Genomic DNA, 13,841 nt, shown 5'->3' with positions numbered 1-13,841 from the left:
GGGTCGGCTTTCCTAGGGTTCGCCCATTCTTTTTCAGGCGACGACCACACCATGACCGAAGGCGACCGTATCAAACTCGAACCCAGCTGGAAACACGCCCTGCGCGATGAGTTCGAGAAGCCCTACATGGCCGAGTTGCGCGAGTTCCTGCGCCAGGAACATGCCGCCGGCAAAGAGATCTATCCACCTGGCCCGCTGATTTTCAACGCGCTCAATTCAACCCCGCTGGACAAGGTCAAGGTGGTGATCCTCGGCCAGGACCCGTACCACGGTCCCGGCCAGGCTCATGGTTTGTGCTTCTCGGTGCAGCCGGGCGTGCCGACGCCACCGTCGCTGGTCAATATCTACAAAGAGCTCAAGCGCGACCTGAACATCGACATCCCCAATCACGGCTGCCTGCAGAGCTGGGCCGACCAGGGCGTGTTGCTGCTCAATACCACCATGACGGTGGAGCGCGCCAACGCCAATGCGCATGCGGGCAAGGGCTGGCAGTTCTTTACCGACCGGATTATCGAAGTGGTCAGCGAACACCAGCCGCATTTGGTGTTCCTGCTGTGGGGCGCGCATGCCCAGGGCAAGCAGAAGCTGGTGGATGCCACCAAGCACTTGGTGCTGACCTCAGTGCACCCGTCGCCGTTGTCGGCGTATCGCGGGTTTCTGGGCTGCGGGCATTTCAGCCGCACCAACAAGTTTCTTGAGCAAAATGGCGAGACGCCGATTGAATGGCGGTTGCCACCGCTCTAACCCTCGCCACCCCACTGCAGGCGCCGGCTTGCCGGCGATTGCAGTGTGTCAGCCAACCAAATTGTCGACGGAGCCAGCGCCAGCGTCGGCAAGCCGGCGCCTAGACACGGCGGTTCCAGTGCCGGAACAGCGGCTCCGCCAGGAACAGCACAAACAGCAAGCGCATCACCTGCATTGCCGTCACCAACGGCACCGACAGTTGCAGGGTCTCGGCCGTGAGGCTCATTTCGGCAATGCCGCCAGGCATCATGCCCAGGGTCAATGAGCGCAGGTCCAGATGGGTCAAGGCGCTCAAGCCCACTGCCGCCAACGTCGCCAGCGCCATGGTCAGGGCCGTGCCGATCAAGGTGCGGCCCATGAACGACGGCGCGCGGCGAAAGAACTGACGGTTGAAGTGGCAACCCAGGCCGCTGCCGATCAGCCATTGGCCTACCTGGCTGCCGCCGTCGGGCAAGCCGATATGCAGGTCCCACACCACGCTGGCCGTCGCACTCACCAGCAACGGGCCGAACAGCCACGGGTTCGGCTGGCGCAAGCGTTGCCATCCCCAGGCTACCAACGCCCCGAGCGGAAACAACAACGCCAGCCATGCCCAACTGACCGGTGCCGGATGAAACTGCGGCGCGCCGCCTTCAAGCAGGTACTTGAAGATTGCCGGCACGCACAGCACCACCACCAGCACGCGCAAACTCTGCCCCGCCGCGACCCGGCTGAGCACCGCGCCATTGCGCGCGCCGAGGTTGACCATCTCTCCGGAGCCGCCCGGCATGCTCGAGAAAAACGCGGTGGCGCGGTCTTCGCCACTGCGGCGCATCAACCACACGCCGACGATGCTCGACAGGCTGGTGACCAGCGCGCCGAAGAAGATCAGGCCGAAGTGGCTCATCACCTGCTCGATCACCACCGGGGTGAAGTGCAGGCCGATGCCGATCCCCACCACCCATTGGCCGCATTTGCGCCCGCCGGGAATTTCCGCCAATTGCCACGGCGTGAGGCACCGCACCAGGATGATCGCCAGTAACGAGCCGACCATGTACGGCAACGGCCAGCCAACCAGGCTGGCCAGGTAACCGCCGGCCAGGCCGACCAGCGGTGTTCCCCACCATTGCTTGAAGGTGACCTCAGACATCAGCCACGGCACGACGCTGCAGGGCACGTTTGCGGTAGATGCGCACCAGTGGGAAGGCCAGCATCAGCGCCGTCAGTACCCACACACCGAAGGTGATCGGGCTCGACCAGAGGATGTCCAGCGCACCGTTGGAGATCGACAGCGCGCGGCGCAGGTTCTGCTCCATCAGGCCACCGAGGATAAAGCCCAGCAGTACCGGCGACAGCGGGAAGTCCAGCTTGCGCAGGATGTAGCCGAAGATGCCGATGCCGACCATCAGGAACAGGTCGAAGGTGGTGGCGTGGACCGCGTACACACCAATCGCGGTGATGATCGCGATCACCGGCACCAGCGCCCAGTTCGGCACGGCGAGGATGCGCGTGAAAATGCGGATCATCGGGATGTTGAGGATCACCAGCATGATGTTGGCGATGAACAACGAGGCGATCAGGCCCCAGACGATGTCCGGTTGCTGTTGGAACAGCAGCGGGCCCGGCGTGATGTTGTACAGCGACAAGGCGCCGATCATCACCGCCGTGGTGCCCGAGCCCGGTACACCCAGGGTCAGCATCGGCACCAGCGCGCCGCAGGCGGAAGCGCCGATCGCGGTTTCCGGGGCGGCCAGGCCGCGCATGTCGCCTTGGCCAAATTTGCCGCTGGCACCGGCCAGGCGTTTCTCGGTCATGTAGGCCACGGCCGAAGCCAAGGTCGCGCCGGCACCTGGCAGTACGCCCATGATGAAACCGAGCAGGCCGCAGCGGATGTTCACTACAAACACCGCAGACGCTTCCTTCAGGTTGAACATCATCCGTCCGGTGGCCTTGACCGCTTCCTGGCCACGGTGGGTTTTTTCCAGCAGCAACAGGATCTCGCTGATGGAGAACAAGCCCAGCACCAGTACGACGAACTGGATGCCGTCGGTCAGGTGGATGTTATCGCCGGTAAAACGGTAGACGCCGCTGTTGGCGTCAATGCCCACTGCCGAGAGAAACAGGCCGATCAGCGCCGCGACGAAGGTTTTCAGCGGTTTGTCGCCGGCCATGCCGCCCAGGCAGACAATCGCGAACACCATCAGCACGAAATACTCCGCCGGACCAAAGGCAATCGCCCATTTGGCCAGCAGCGGTGCAAACAGCACCATGCCGCAGGTGGCGATAAACGCGCCGATGAACGAACTCCATGCCGACAGCGACAGTGCCACACCGGCCAGGCCTTTGCGGGCCATCGGGTAGCCGTCGAGGGTGGTCATCACGGTGGATGCCTCGCCCGGGATGTTCAGCAGGATCGAGCTGATGCGGCCGCCGTATTCGCAACCGAGGTACACCGCGGCGAGCAGGATCAGCGCCGATTCCGGCGGCAGGCCCAGCGCGAAAGCGATCGGGATCAACAACGCCACGCCGTTGATCGGGCCCAAGCCCGGCAGCAGGCCGACCACGGTGCCGATCAAGGTGCCGCACAGCGCGGTCACCAGGTTGTAGGGGGACAGCGCAACGCCGAAGCCCTGGCCCAAATAGCCAAAAGTATCCATGTCAGTTCTCCAGAACGTCGAGCAGGCCGAGGGGCAGCGGAACATCCATGGCTTTATCGAACAGCAGATAAAGACCAATGGCCATCAGGCTGACGATCACCACGCTGGGCAACCAGCGGCCGCCATACAGGCGCGCCATGGGGATGCCGATCAGCATGCTGCTGAGGATGAAACCCAGTGGTTCGAAGGTGCCGGCAAACACAATCAGCAGGGCCACGCAGACGCCGATCTTGATCAGGGTCTGGCGGTCCAGCGCGGGTTCTTCCTCGGTGTGCTTGGTCGGCTGTGGGCGAAACAGCATGTAGATCAGCCCCAGGCTCATCAGCCCGAGCATCAGCAGCGGGTAGGCGCGAGGGCCGACCGGCTCGTAGGAAAATGCCGCCTGATACGGCCACGCCATCAAGGCGAGGCCGGCACAGACCAGCAACATCACCGAGGCGAAAATGCGTTGTAAGAGCATAGGAAACTCCTGGGCCACTTTTGCAGGCGCGACACTGCTCGCGAAAAATGCACGGACGCCGCGTGTGTCCAGCAGCACGCGTCGTCGTTGACGTTTTTCGCGGGCAAGCCCGCTCCCACAGAGGGGCGATTACTGGATCAGGCCGAACTCTTTGGCCAGCACTTTGTAGTCAGCCACCTGCTTCTTCACGTAGGTGTCCAGCTCCGGGCCGGTCATAGCGAACGGGAACAGCTCGCGCTGGTCACGCAGCTTGGCGAATTCGTCGGAGGCCAGCAGTTTGTCGAAGGCATCTTTCCACCAGGCGTAGTCGGCATCGCTGACTTTCGGCCCGAGGTAGAAGCCACGCACCACCGGCCAGACGATGTCGTAGCCTTGCTCCTTGGCGGTCGGAATATTCTTCATTTCCGGCTCGTCCAGGCGCTGTTCGGAGAACACCGCTAGCAGGCGCATGTCACCGCTGAGAATGTGCGGCATGGAGTCGGAGATATCGGTACTGCCCACCTGGATATGCCCACCGAGCAGCGCGGTGGCGATTTCACCGCCGCCCTCGAGGGCCACATAACGCAGCTCACGCGGGTTGATCCCGGCGGCCTTGGCGATCAGCGCGGTTTGCATCCAGTCCTGGCTGCCGACGGTACCGCCGGAACCGATCACGACGCTGCCCGGATCTTTCTTCAGGGCTTTGACCAGATCGTCGAGGGTCTTGTAGGGCGAATCGGCTTTCACCGCGATGGCCCCGTAGCTGGTGCCGACCGCTGCCAGCCAGCGCACGGCGCTCTCATCGAAGCGACCGAACTTGCCCTGGGCCAGGTTCAGCAGCGAGCCACTGGACCAGGCCACCAGGGTGCCGGCGTCCGCCGGACGCTGCGCGACCACCGCGTTGTAGGCCACCGCGCCCACGCCGCCAGGCATGTAGGTCACGCGCATCGGCTTGCTCAGCAGCTTTTCATTCACCAGCGCGCTTTGCGCCAGTTTGCAGGTCAGGTCAAAACCGCCGCCAGGGGAGGCCGGCGCGATGCATTCCGGACGCTTGGGCTCGTCGGCGGCCAGCAGTTGGCCGGCGAACAGCATGCAGCCGGCGGCGAGGGCCAATTTACGCAGTGAAGGGGTCATGGTGATCTCCGTCTTTGTTGTTATGAGTTGTTACTACCAAAGGGCGACGCTATAGCTGACCAGCAGGCGCATTTCATCCGCGTCACGGGCTGAATAGTTGGAACGATAAGTCGCGTTGCGCAGGCGCACCGACACATCCTTGAACGTGCCGCTTTGCACCACGTAGCGGATCTCGCTGTTGCGTTCCCACTCCTTGCCGGTCTCGCCGTTCTTGAGCTTGATGTTGTCACCCGAGAGGTAACGGCTCATGAAGCTCAGGCCGGGAATCCCCAGTTTGGCGAAGTCGTAGTCGTAACGGGCTTGCCAGGAGCGCTCTTCAGCGCCGGCGAAATCGTTGATCTGCACGAAGTTGACCAGGTACGGATCGCTGCCATCCACATACGGGAAGGCGCTGTCACCGGACATGTGCTGATAACCGGCGCTGAGCTTATGGCCATTGAGCGCATAGCTGAACAGGCCGTTGAGGGATTGGTTGTCGATCTTGCCGCCACGGGCACTGCCGGTGTCATCGCTGATTGCCAGGCGCAGGTCGGTGGCGAAGGTCCCGGGGCCCATCGGGCGCGCAGCGACCAGGCCGAGGAAGTGCTGGCGGTAGACATCATCGAGCTGGGCGAAGTGGTAGCTGCCGGTGATCTTGTCGGCGAACTTGTAGTCGGCACCGCCAAAGTTGAAGTGCTTGCCGGTGGCGCCGCTGAGGAAGCGGCTGTTCTTGTTGTTGAGGGCGATGTCCTCGTAGTTGGTGTCGTCGCGGTCCTTGGCCTTGTCGAGCCGGCCTGCGGTGAACACCAGGTTCTTGAATTCCTTGGAGGTCAGCAGGCCGCCGTTGAAGGTCTGCGGCAGGATGCGCCCGTCGTTGGGCTTGAGGATCGGCAGTTCAGGGATCAGCGCCCCGATCTTCAACTCGGTGGCAGAGATTTTCACTTTGCCGGTCAGGCCCAGCTTGGAGTACTCGTTAGCGGCGCGGCCATCGTCATGGGTCGGCAGCAGGCCGGTGCCGGTGCGGTCGGGGCTGGAGTCGAGCTTGACCCCGAGCATGCCCAACGCATCCACGCCAAAGCCGACGGTGCCGTCGGTGTAGCCCGATTGCAGGTTGAGCATGAACCCCTGGGCCCATTCGTCGCGCTTGGATTGCTGCGCACTTGTGCCGTCGCGAAAGTCGCGGTTGAAGTACATGTTGCGGGTTTCCAGGGTCGCGCTGCTGTCTTCGAAGAAGGCAGCCTGGCTGAGCGGCGCAAAGCCGGCGAGGGCAGCGGCACTGGCAAGGGCGGTGTGGGTCAGGCGAGAAGAACGAACAGGCGGGCAAGCCTGGGGCTGTGTCGACAGCATCGTTGGGTACTCCGTTATTGTTCTTATTTTGGCGAAAACGCTTCGAGGCGTTTTTCGGGCGCTACGGATCAGGTAGCTCGATGGGCATGACCCACCGTGGCTGGATGCTAAAGGGCGAAGCTTTCACTAACCTTTCAGTTGTCTTTCAATGTTTTCGGGCTTCACAGGCCAGGCGGCGCCTGTAAACTGCCCCGCAAAGCGTGGCGTCGGCCATGCCCGAACGAGGTAGAAGTCCATGCGTGTCCTCCTGGTTGAAGACCATCTGCAGCTCGCTGAAAGCGTCGCCCAGGCGCTCAAGAGCACGGGTTTGACTGTCGATGTGTTGCACGATGGCGTGGCCGCGGACCTGGCCTTGAGCAGCGAGGAATACGCGGCGGCGATCCTCGACGTAGGCCTGCCGCGCATGGACGGATTCGAAGTGCTGGCGCGGTTGCGCGCCCGTGGAAAAAACCTGCCGGTGTTGATGTTGACCGCGCGCAGTGATGTGAAAGACCGCGTGCATGGCCTGAACCTCGGCGCCGACGACTACCTGGCCAAGCCGTTCGAACTGACGGAGCTGGAGGCGCGGGTCAAGGCGCTGCTGCGGCGCAGCGTGCTGGGCGGCGAGCGCCAGCAGGCGTGTGGAGTGCTGGTCTATGACCTCGACACCCGCCGCTTCACGGTCGGCGGCGAACTGATGACCCTGACCTCCCGTGAGCAAGCGGTGCTTGAAGCACTGATCGCGCGACCGGGCCGCGTGATGAGCAAGGAGCAACTCGCCTCGCAGGTGTTCGGCCTGGACGAAGAGGCGAGCCCGGATGCCATCGAAATCTACGTGCATCGCCTGCGCAAGAAACTCGACGGCCAGCCTATCGCCATTGTGACCTTTCGCGGTCTCGGCTACCTGCTGGAAGCGCGCGATGCATAAGCCCAGCAGCCTGCGCTGGCGCCTGCTGTGGAACCTGGCGCTGTTGCTGGTGCTGCTGATGCTGGCCAGCGGCATGAGCGCTTACTGGAATGGCCGCGAGGCCGCCGATACCGCCTATGACCGCACCCTGCTGGCCTCGGCCCGCACCATCGCCGCGGGCCTGACCCAGGTGGACGGCACCCTCAGTGCCAATGTGCCTTACGTCGCCCTGGACACGTTCGCCTATGACAGCGCCGGGCGCATCTATTACCAGGTCAATGACATCGACCAAAAGCTGATCTCCGGCTACGAAAACTTGCCCGGCCCGCCGCCCGGCACGCCACGCACCGATGATTACCCGGCACTGGCGCGCTTCTATGACGCCGTGTATCTGGGCCAGCCGGTGCGGGTGGTCAGCCTGCTCAAGGCGGTGTCCGAACCGAACATGAACGGCATGGCGGAAATCCGCGTGGCCGAAACCGATGAAGCGCGTGTGAGCATGGCCCGCAGCCTGATGGCCGACACCTTGCTGCGCCTGGGCATGCTCGCCATCGGCGCCTTGTTGCTGGTGTGGTTTGCCGTCAGTGCGGCACTGCGCCCGCTGGAGCGCCTGCGCACGGCGGTGGAAGAGCGCCAGCCCGACGATTTGCGGCCGCTGCCATTGGTGGAGGTGCAACATGAGTTCGGCCCGCTGGTGCGTTCCCTCAACCACTTCACCGAGCGCCTGCGCGGCCAGTTCGAGCGCCAGGCGCAGTTCATTGCCGATGCGGCCCACGAACTGCGCACCCCGCTGGCGGCGCTCAAGGCACGGCTGGAGCTGGGCCTGCGCAGCGACGCCCCGGCCACCTGGCGCAGCACCCTGGAAACCGCGGCCCAAGGCACGGACCGCCTGACCCACCTGGCCAACCAATTGCTGTCCCTGGCGCGTATCGAGAACGGCGCGCGGGCGATTGCCGAAGGCGGCGCGCAGTTGCTCGACCTCAGCCAGCTCGCCCGTGAGCTGGGCATGGCCATGGCGCCGCTGGCGCATGCCCGCGGCGTGGCGCTGGCCTTGGAGGCCGACGAGCCGGTGTGGCTGCGCGGCGAGCCGACCCTGCTCAACGAGTTGCTGAGTAACCTGGTGGACAACGCCCTGGCGCACACGCCGCCTGGCGGCAACGTGATCCTGCGGGTGACGGCGCCGGCGGTGCTGGAAGTGGAGGATGATGGCCCGGGCATCCCGCTGGATGAGCGCGACCGAGTGTTCGAGCGCTTCTATCGACGCAGCCAGCAGGGCATGGGGTCAGGCCTGGGGCTGGCGATCGTCGGCGAAATCTGCCGCGCGCATCTGGCGCAGATCAGCCTGCATGATGGCGAGCTGGCGGGGTTGAAGGTGCGCGTGAGTTTTATCGCCGGTTGATCAATAGAACATCGAGCGCGCTTCATCCAGTTCCGCGCGCAAGCTGTCACTGTAGGGGTCGACCCGCAGCTTCTTGATCGCCGGCAGGGTGGACACCGGTACGCTCGCCAACGGGTGATCGGTGCCGCGATGGCAATACAGCACGGCGATCTGCACCAGGTCGATGTAGTCGAGGCTGGCGGAGTCGCGCTCCAGGTTCAAATATTGTCCCGGCAACTTTGCCAGCATTTCCGGGAAGTCCCAGCCACCGAGCAGTTTGTCGCCGAGCAGTGGGTGGATGCTGTCGATCACGTGGTTGAGGCTGACCGGGTCCGAGAGCAGCTCGTAGTGGTCTTCGGCGTAGGTCAGGATCGGCAGCACGCCGATCTGGTGCACCAGGCCGCCGAGGGCTGCCTGGTCGGGCTTGAGCAGGCTGTGGCTGCGGCACAAGGCGTAACTCACGCCGGCCACTTCCAGGCTGCGGCGCCATACATCGCGCATCTTCTGTTCGACGGCTTCGGAGCGGGCGTGGAAGATCTGTTCCATCACCAGGCCGATGGCCAGGTTGCTGCTGTAGTTGGTGCCCAGCCGCGTGATGGCGGTGTGCAGGTCAGTGACTTCCTGGGTCGCGCGCAACAGCGGGCTGTTCACCACTTTGATCAGGCGCGCCGACAGCGCGGTGTCACGACCGATTACCTTGCTCAAGTGGCTGATGCTGATGTCCGGGTCTTCGGCGGCCTGACGGATGTTCAGGGCGACTTCCGGCAATGTCGGCAGAACCAGGTCATCGTTGTCGATGGCCGTCACCAACGCCTGTTGGACTTTTTCCGCCAGCTTGTTCATTCATGATCTCTAGGGTGTTGCAAAAAGGTACGGCGACTAACGCTGGATCTCTCGATCACGGTCGAGTTGGTAAGGCAGGTCGAGCAGCTGTAAACCGGGGCCTTCCAGGGTGCCAAGATGCACATCGCCACTATCGGCTGCTTCGGCTTGCAACACGGCCAGAAGTTCAATCACCTGGTCCGCTTTTGCCGCAATCACCACCTCGCCAATGGCGCTGTTGTGGCTGGGGGAAAACAGCGGGGTGCCTGGCTCGGGCATTTGCGCCGCATTGAGGCTCAAGCGGTACAGGCGGCGCTTGAGTTTGCCCAGGTACTGCATGCGCGCGACGATTTCCTGGCCGGTGTAACAGCCTTTCTTGAAGCTGACGCCGCCCACGGCTTGCAGGTTGAGCATCTGCGGGATGAACAGCTCGCGGGTCTGGGGCATGACCTGGCCGATCCCGGCGCGGACCTGGCCCAGCAGCCATTCATTCAAGTCTGCTTGCTTCAATTGCGTGGCCAATTGGCTGCGCACGGCATCGGCATGCTCGGCGGGGACCCAGAGTTCACTGCGGCCGGGCGACACGCGAATGGCGATCAAGTGGTCGGTGCGGGCAACACTGTCGGTGTCGGCCGGCAGTTCCAGACCCAGGCTGACAAGGGCCTGATCGGCTTCGGCCAGGCCGAAACGCACCCAGGCGGCGCTTTCGTCGGTGAGCTTGGATTTGGAGAACACGGCGTATTTCTTCAGGTCCGCCAACTGCGGCTCCAGCAACTCGGTGGCCATCGCCAGCAGCACGCCGTCACCTTGCAACACAATGCGAAAACTCGATTGCATCCGGCCTTTTTGCGTACAGCGCGCGCCGAGACTGGCCTGCGTGTCGCTCAGGTAATTGAGGTTGCAGGTCAGTTGGCCCTGCAGGAATTTGGCAGCGTCGGAACCACGGACGGCGAGAACGCCTTCGTGGGACAGGGGGCAGAAGAAAGCAGAGTCAGCCATGGGTCATCGCAGGTCAAAAAGTCATGGGTGCATCATAGAGGGGCGCCCGGCAAATGGATAGTTTCCGTATGGGGCGACCAAAGCCGACTGTTCCGGTGCCGTTCGGCCTGTATACTCGCGCTCTATTTGAGGAGCGCTCCATGGTCGAAGATGTAGAACTCAATCGCCTCTACTGGCACAGCCGTCGCGGCATGCTTGAACTGGACGTGTTGCTGGTGCCATTCGTCAGAGAGGTCTATTCAACCCTTAATGAGGTGGACCGCAATGTCTATGTCCGCCTGCTGGAGTGCGAAGACCAGGACATGTTCGGCTGGTTCATGGAGCGTGCCGAGTCGGAAGACCCGGAGCTGCAGCGCATGGTCCGCATGATTCTGGACCGTGTACAACCCAAGTAATCGTTTTGAATGCCGCTGGCAGGCCTCGCGGCTCTTGCTGGCGGCGTATCTTCTTGCCCAGGCGTTCGCCTTGGGTGCCCTGTTGGTGGTGGATCTACCGTTCGCCAGTCTGGGCATGCTGGTATGCCTGGCTCACGCCGCCTGGGTTTTACCGCGCCATATCCTGTTGACTCACCGTTCGTCGATTCGTGGCCTGCGCCGTGACGAAGACGGCTGGCAGTTATTCAGCGACGAGCTGGGCTGGCAGAGTGTGCAATTGCGTCCCGACAGCCTGGCGTTGCCGCTGATCGTGGTGCTGCGCTATCGGCTGAAGGGCCAATGGCGCGTGCGTTCACTCTGCGTGCCGAGGGATTCGCAGGCCGCCGATGTACACCGGCACCTGCGGGTTCGCCTGAAGTTCAGCCGGCGTAGGTGGTTGGCACCAGAATAGTGTCGCGCGCCTCGGGCAGCATCTGCGGGTAGTCGAGGGTGTAATGCAGGCCTCGGCTCTCCTTGCGCTCCATGGCCGAGCGGATCATCAACTCCGCTACCTGGGCCAGGTTGCGCAATTCGATCAGGTCACGGCTGACTTTATAGTTGCTGTAGAACTCATCAATCTCATCCAGCAGCAACCGCACCCGGTGCTGAGCGCGCGCCAGGCGTTTGTTGGTGCGCACGATCCCCACGTAGTCCCACATGAAGCGCCGCAGCTCGTCCCAGTTGTGAGCAATGATCACGTCTTCGTCCGAATCGGTGACCTGGCTGGCATCCCAGCGGGGCAGGGCGGCTGGCACCGGGATACGCGGCAGCTGTTCAAGAATGTCAGCCGCCGCCGAGCGGGCGTAGACGAAGCATTCGAGCAGCGAGTTGCTGGCCATGCGGTTGGCGCCGTGCAGGCCGGTGAAGCTGGTTTCGCCAATCGCATACAGACCGGGCACATCCGTACGGCCTTGCTGGTCGACCATCACGCCGCCGCAGGTGTAGTGCGCGGCGGGTACCACCGGGATCGGGCCTTTGGTGATGTCGATATTGAAGGCCAGGCAGCGCTCGTAGACGGTGGGGAAGTGCGTCTTGATGAAGGCTTCGGGCTTGTGGCTGATGTCCAGGTAGACGCAGTCGATGCCCAGGCGCTTCATCTCGTGGTCGATGGCGCGGGCGACGATATCGCGCGGGGCCAACTCGGCGCGCGGGTCGAAGCGCTGCATGAAACGTTCGCCGTTCGGCAGTTTCAAGTGCGCACCTTCGCCACGCAGGGCCTCGGTGATCAGGAAACTCTTGGCCTGGGGGTGATACAGGCAGGTGGGGTGGAACTGGTTGAATTCCAGGTTGGCCACCCGGCAACCCGAACGCCAGGCCATGGCGATGCCGTCGCCACAGGCGCCGTCGGGATTGCTGGTATAGAGGTAGACCTTGGCTGCACCGCCGGACGCCAGGATCGTGAAGCGCGCACCATAGGTGTCGACTTCGCCGCTGGCGCGGTTGAGCACGTAGGCGCCGAGGCAGCGTTCGCCCGCCAGGCCCAGGCGCTTCTCGGTGATCAGGTCGACGGCGACGCGTTGCTCCAGCAATTCGATGTTAGGGCGTTGGCGCGCCTGTTCGAGCAAGGTCTTGAAGATGGCCGCGCCGGTTGCATCGGCGGCGTGGATGATACGGCGGTGGCTGTGGCCGCCTTCACGGGTCAAGTGGAATTCGAAGCCGCCGTCGTCAGTGCCCGCGTGCTCGTCACGGGTGAAGGGCACGCCTTGGTCGATCAGCCACTGGATCGCCTCGCGGCTGTGCTCGACGGTGAAGCGCACTGCGTCCTCGTTGCACAGGCCGCCGCCGGCGTTGAGGGTGTCTTCGACGTGGGACTGCACCGTGTCGGTGTCGTCCAGCACGGCGGCGACGCCGCCCTGGGCCCAGAAAGTCGAACCGTTGGCCAGGTCGCCTTTGCTCAGTACGGCAATTCGCAGGTGGCGGGGGAGGGTCAGCGCAAGGCTCAAGCCGGCCGCGCCGCTACCGATCACCAGCACATCGTGTTGAAACTGTTGGCTCATTTGAAGGATTCCGCAAAAAGCGATCCACAGGGTTGGCGCAAACAGGACGCCCGGATCGGCGAATCAAAGGGTCACACGGGCCACTAGTATATAGAGGGGGGGAGCGGCACAATAGCCGGGCATTCGTGGCAATGTGAGATTACGGTGCGCGGCTCGGGTTAAAATCGCCTGGTTATTGAGATGGGAACTTTTTGCATAAGCCCCGACTCAATAGCAGGTTGCCCGAAAGCTGGGAAAACGTTGAGTTTATTGGCCCGTCGGGAGCATTGGACGCGTCAGAAAACCGACGACAAGATTATTCGCGCAGTCGGCATTGCCCGTGCTGCGTTTTTCGTGTGTGCCAAATCAGTGCATGCCGGAAACTTGCTTGGAGGGGGAGAACTTTTGCGAAAAGTCCGAGTCTATGTTTGCAAGCCTGATCGTTTAGTTATGCAAGCCTCCTTCAAGTACAACGAGGAGTGTTCATGCTAACCCAGGAAGAGGATCAGCAGCTGGTCGAGCGCGTTCAACGCGGCGACAAGCGAGCTTTTGATCTGCTAGTGCTGAAATACCAGCACAAAATTCTCGGGTTGATCGTGCGGTTTGTGCACGACACCCATGAAGCGCAGGACGTTGCACAGGAAGCCTTTATCAAGGCGTACCGTGCACTTGGCAATTTTCGCGGTGATAGTGCGTTTTACACGTGGCTATACCGCATCGCCATCAACACGGCGAAGAACTATCTGGTGTCTCGCGGGCGCCGCCCACCGGATAGTGATGTAAGTTCAGAAGATGCAGAATTTTACGATGGTGACCACGGCCTCAAAGATCTCGAGTCGCCGGAGCGTGCATTGCTGCGCGACGAGATCGAAGGAACCGTTCATCGCACAATTCAGCAACTGCCAGAAGATTTACGTACGGCGTTAACTTTACGTGAATTCGATGGTCTGAGTTACGAAGACATTGCGAGCGTCATGCAGTGTCCGGTGGGGACTGTAAGGTCACGGATTTTCCGGGCCCGGGAAGCCATCGATAAAGCCTTGCAACCGTTGTTGCAGGAAAACTAAAGACAGCGGCGACAGCCAAGA

14 protein-coding genes are annotated in these 13,841 nt (G+C 62.6%); 6 read left to right on the top strand and 8 right to left on the bottom strand.

Features of this window, described 5'->3' with window-relative positions:
• Nucleotides 1–51 precede the first annotated feature (51 nt).
• A complete protein-coding gene (gene ung / locus C9990_RS23975) occupies nt 52–744 on the top strand; it encodes a uracil-DNA glycosylase (RefSeq protein WP_065899415.1) in 693 nt (230 codons plus the stop codon).
• Between the two features lie 100 nt (nt 745–844).
• Here ung and C9990_RS23970 read toward each other — a convergent pair whose 3' ends face one another.
• From C9990_RS23970 to C9990_RS23950, 5 genes are all read right to left on the bottom strand, one after another.
• Nucleotides 845–1,873 (bottom strand): AbrB family transcriptional regulator, encoded by a 1,029-nt coding sequence (locus C9990_RS23970; protein ID WP_065899414.1) that lies wholly within the window; start codon nt 1,871–1,873, stop codon nt 845–847.
• Entirely contained in the window at nt 1,866–3,380 is a 1,515-nt protein-coding gene (locus C9990_RS23965) for a tripartite tricarboxylate transporter permease (RefSeq protein ID WP_065899413.1), read from the bottom strand. Before C9990_RS23965 ends, C9990_RS23970 begins: the two co-directional genes overlap by 8 nt.
• 1 nt (nt 3,381) lies before the next feature.
• Nucleotides 3,382–3,840 (bottom strand): tripartite tricarboxylate transporter TctB family protein, encoded by a 459-nt coding sequence (locus C9990_RS23960; RefSeq protein WP_065899412.1) that lies wholly within the window; start codon nt 3,838–3,840, stop codon nt 3,382–3,384.
• Between the two features lie 129 nt (nt 3,841–3,969).
• Nucleotides 3,970–4,953, bottom strand: coding sequence for a tripartite tricarboxylate transporter substrate binding protein (locus C9990_RS23955; RefSeq protein ID WP_065899411.1), 984 nt, complete (start codon nt 4,951–4,953; stop codon nt 3,970–3,972).
• Between the two features lie 33 nt (nt 4,954–4,986).
• A complete protein-coding gene (locus C9990_RS23950; RefSeq protein WP_065899410.1) occupies nt 4,987–6,279 on the bottom strand; it encodes an OprD family porin in 1,293 nt (430 codons plus the stop codon).
• A gap of 235 nt (nt 6,280–6,514) precedes the next feature.
• Between C9990_RS23950 and C9990_RS23945 the strand changes: the two genes are divergently transcribed.
• Together C9990_RS23945 and C9990_RS23940 are read left to right on the top strand one after the other, a co-directional pair.
• Nucleotides 6,515–7,186, top strand: a complete 672-nt coding sequence (locus C9990_RS23945) for a response regulator (protein WP_010212220.1) — start codon at nt 6,515–6,517, stop codon at nt 7,184–7,186.
• Nucleotides 7,179–8,564: a sensor histidine kinase gene (locus C9990_RS23940; protein WP_065899409.1), complete on the top strand. Its 1,386-nt coding sequence runs from the start codon at nt 7,179–7,181 to the stop codon at nt 8,562–8,564. Before C9990_RS23945 ends, C9990_RS23940 begins: the two co-directional genes overlap by 8 nt.
• Here C9990_RS23940 and C9990_RS23935 read toward each other — a convergent pair whose 3' ends face one another.
• Both C9990_RS23935 and C9990_RS23930 read right to left on the bottom strand, forming a co-directional pair.
• Nucleotides 8,565–9,386, bottom strand: a complete 822-nt coding sequence (locus C9990_RS23935; RefSeq protein WP_065899408.1) for an HDOD domain-containing protein — start codon at nt 9,384–9,386, stop codon at nt 8,565–8,567. It abuts the gene before it with no gap.
• A 36-nt stretch (nt 9,387–9,422) separates the two neighbouring features.
• The gene (locus C9990_RS23930) at nt 9,423–10,364 is read right to left on the bottom strand and encodes a folate-binding protein YgfZ (protein WP_106804867.1); all 942 of its coding nucleotides are present in this window, start codon (nt 10,362–10,364) and stop codon (nt 9,423–9,425) included.
• A 140-nt stretch (nt 10,365–10,504) separates the two neighbouring features.
• On the opposite strand from C9990_RS23930, the gene C9990_RS23925 reads away from it, so the two are divergent.
• Nucleotides 10,505–10,759, top strand: coding sequence for a succinate dehydrogenase assembly factor 2 (locus tag C9990_RS23925; RefSeq protein WP_010563680.1), 255 nt, complete (start codon nt 10,505–10,507; stop codon nt 10,757–10,759).
• Nucleotides 10,743–11,189 carry a protein YgfX gene (locus C9990_RS23920; protein ID WP_106804866.1) on the top strand — a complete coding sequence of 149 codons (447 nt, stop codon included), beginning with the start codon at nt 10,743–10,745 and terminating at the stop codon, nt 11,187–11,189. Before C9990_RS23925 ends, C9990_RS23920 begins: the two co-directional genes overlap by 17 nt.
• Here the strand turns inward: C9990_RS23920 and nadB are convergent.
• Complete coding sequence (nadB, locus tag C9990_RS23915) at nt 11,158–12,774, bottom strand: L-aspartate oxidase (protein ID WP_065899405.1); 1,617 nt, start codon at nt 12,772–12,774, stop codon at nt 11,158–11,160. The genes C9990_RS23920 and nadB overlap by 32 nt on opposite strands.
• 464 nt (nt 12,775–13,238) lie before the next feature.
• On the opposite strand from nadB, the gene rpoE reads away from it, so the two are divergent.
• The gene (gene rpoE / locus C9990_RS23910) at nt 13,239–13,820 is read left to right on the top strand and encodes an RNA polymerase sigma factor RpoE (protein WP_003172477.1); all 582 of its coding nucleotides are present in this window, start codon (nt 13,239–13,241) and stop codon (nt 13,818–13,820) included.
• Nucleotides 13,821–13,841 lie beyond the last annotated feature (21 nt).

The organism is Pseudomonas sp. S5D5 (genome assembly GCF_003013355.1).
Lineage (GTDB): Bacteria > Pseudomonadota > Gammaproteobacteria > Pseudomonadales > Pseudomonadaceae > Aquipseudomonas > Aquipseudomonas aylmerensis.
The sequence above is the reverse complement of the archived record's forward strand: the minus strand, read 5'-3'. Positions and strand labels throughout refer to the sequence as shown.

Excerpts from the sequence above, each read along its gene's own strand:
- ung (WP_065899415.1), top strand. The coding sequence starts at position 52 with ATGACCGAAGGCGACCGTATCAAACTCGAACCCAGCTGGAAACACGCC.
- C9990_RS23970 (WP_065899414.1), bottom strand. The coding sequence starts at position 1,873 with ATGTCTGAGGTCACCTTCAAGCAATGGTGGGGAACACCGCTGGTCGGC.
- C9990_RS23965 (WP_065899413.1), bottom strand. The coding sequence starts at position 3,380 with ATGGATACTTTTGGCTATTTGGGCCAGGGCTTCGGCGTTGCGCTGTCC.
- C9990_RS23960 (WP_065899412.1), bottom strand. The coding sequence starts at position 3,840 with ATGCTCTTACAACGCATTTTCGCCTCGGTGATGTTGCTGGTCTGTGCC.
- C9990_RS23955 (WP_065899411.1), bottom strand. The coding sequence starts at position 4,953 with ATGACCCCTTCACTGCGTAAATTGGCCCTCGCCGCCGGCTGCATGCTG.
- C9990_RS23950 (WP_065899410.1), bottom strand. The coding sequence starts at position 6,279 with ATGCTGTCGACACAGCCCCAGGCTTGCCCGCCTGTTCGTTCTTCTCGC.
- C9990_RS23945 (WP_010212220.1), top strand. The coding sequence starts at position 6,515 with ATGCGTGTCCTCCTGGTTGAAGACCATCTGCAGCTCGCTGAAAGCGTC.
- C9990_RS23940 (WP_065899409.1), top strand. The coding sequence starts at position 7,179 with ATGCATAAGCCCAGCAGCCTGCGCTGGCGCCTGCTGTGGAACCTGGCG.
- C9990_RS23935 (WP_065899408.1), bottom strand. The coding sequence starts at position 9,386 with ATGAACAAGCTGGCGGAAAAAGTCCAACAGGCGTTGGTGACGGCCATC.
- C9990_RS23930 (WP_106804867.1), bottom strand. The coding sequence starts at position 10,364 with ATGGCTGACTCTGCTTTCTTCTGCCCCCTGTCCCACGAAGGCGTTCTC.
- C9990_RS23925 (WP_010563680.1), top strand. The coding sequence starts at position 10,505 with ATGGTCGAAGATGTAGAACTCAATCGCCTCTACTGGCACAGCCGTCGC.
- nadB (WP_065899405.1), bottom strand. The coding sequence starts at position 12,774 with ATGAGCCAACAGTTTCAACACGATGTGCTGGTGATCGGTAGCGGCGCG.
- rpoE (WP_003172477.1), top strand. The coding sequence starts at position 13,239 with ATGCTAACCCAGGAAGAGGATCAGCAGCTGGTCGAGCGCGTTCAACGC.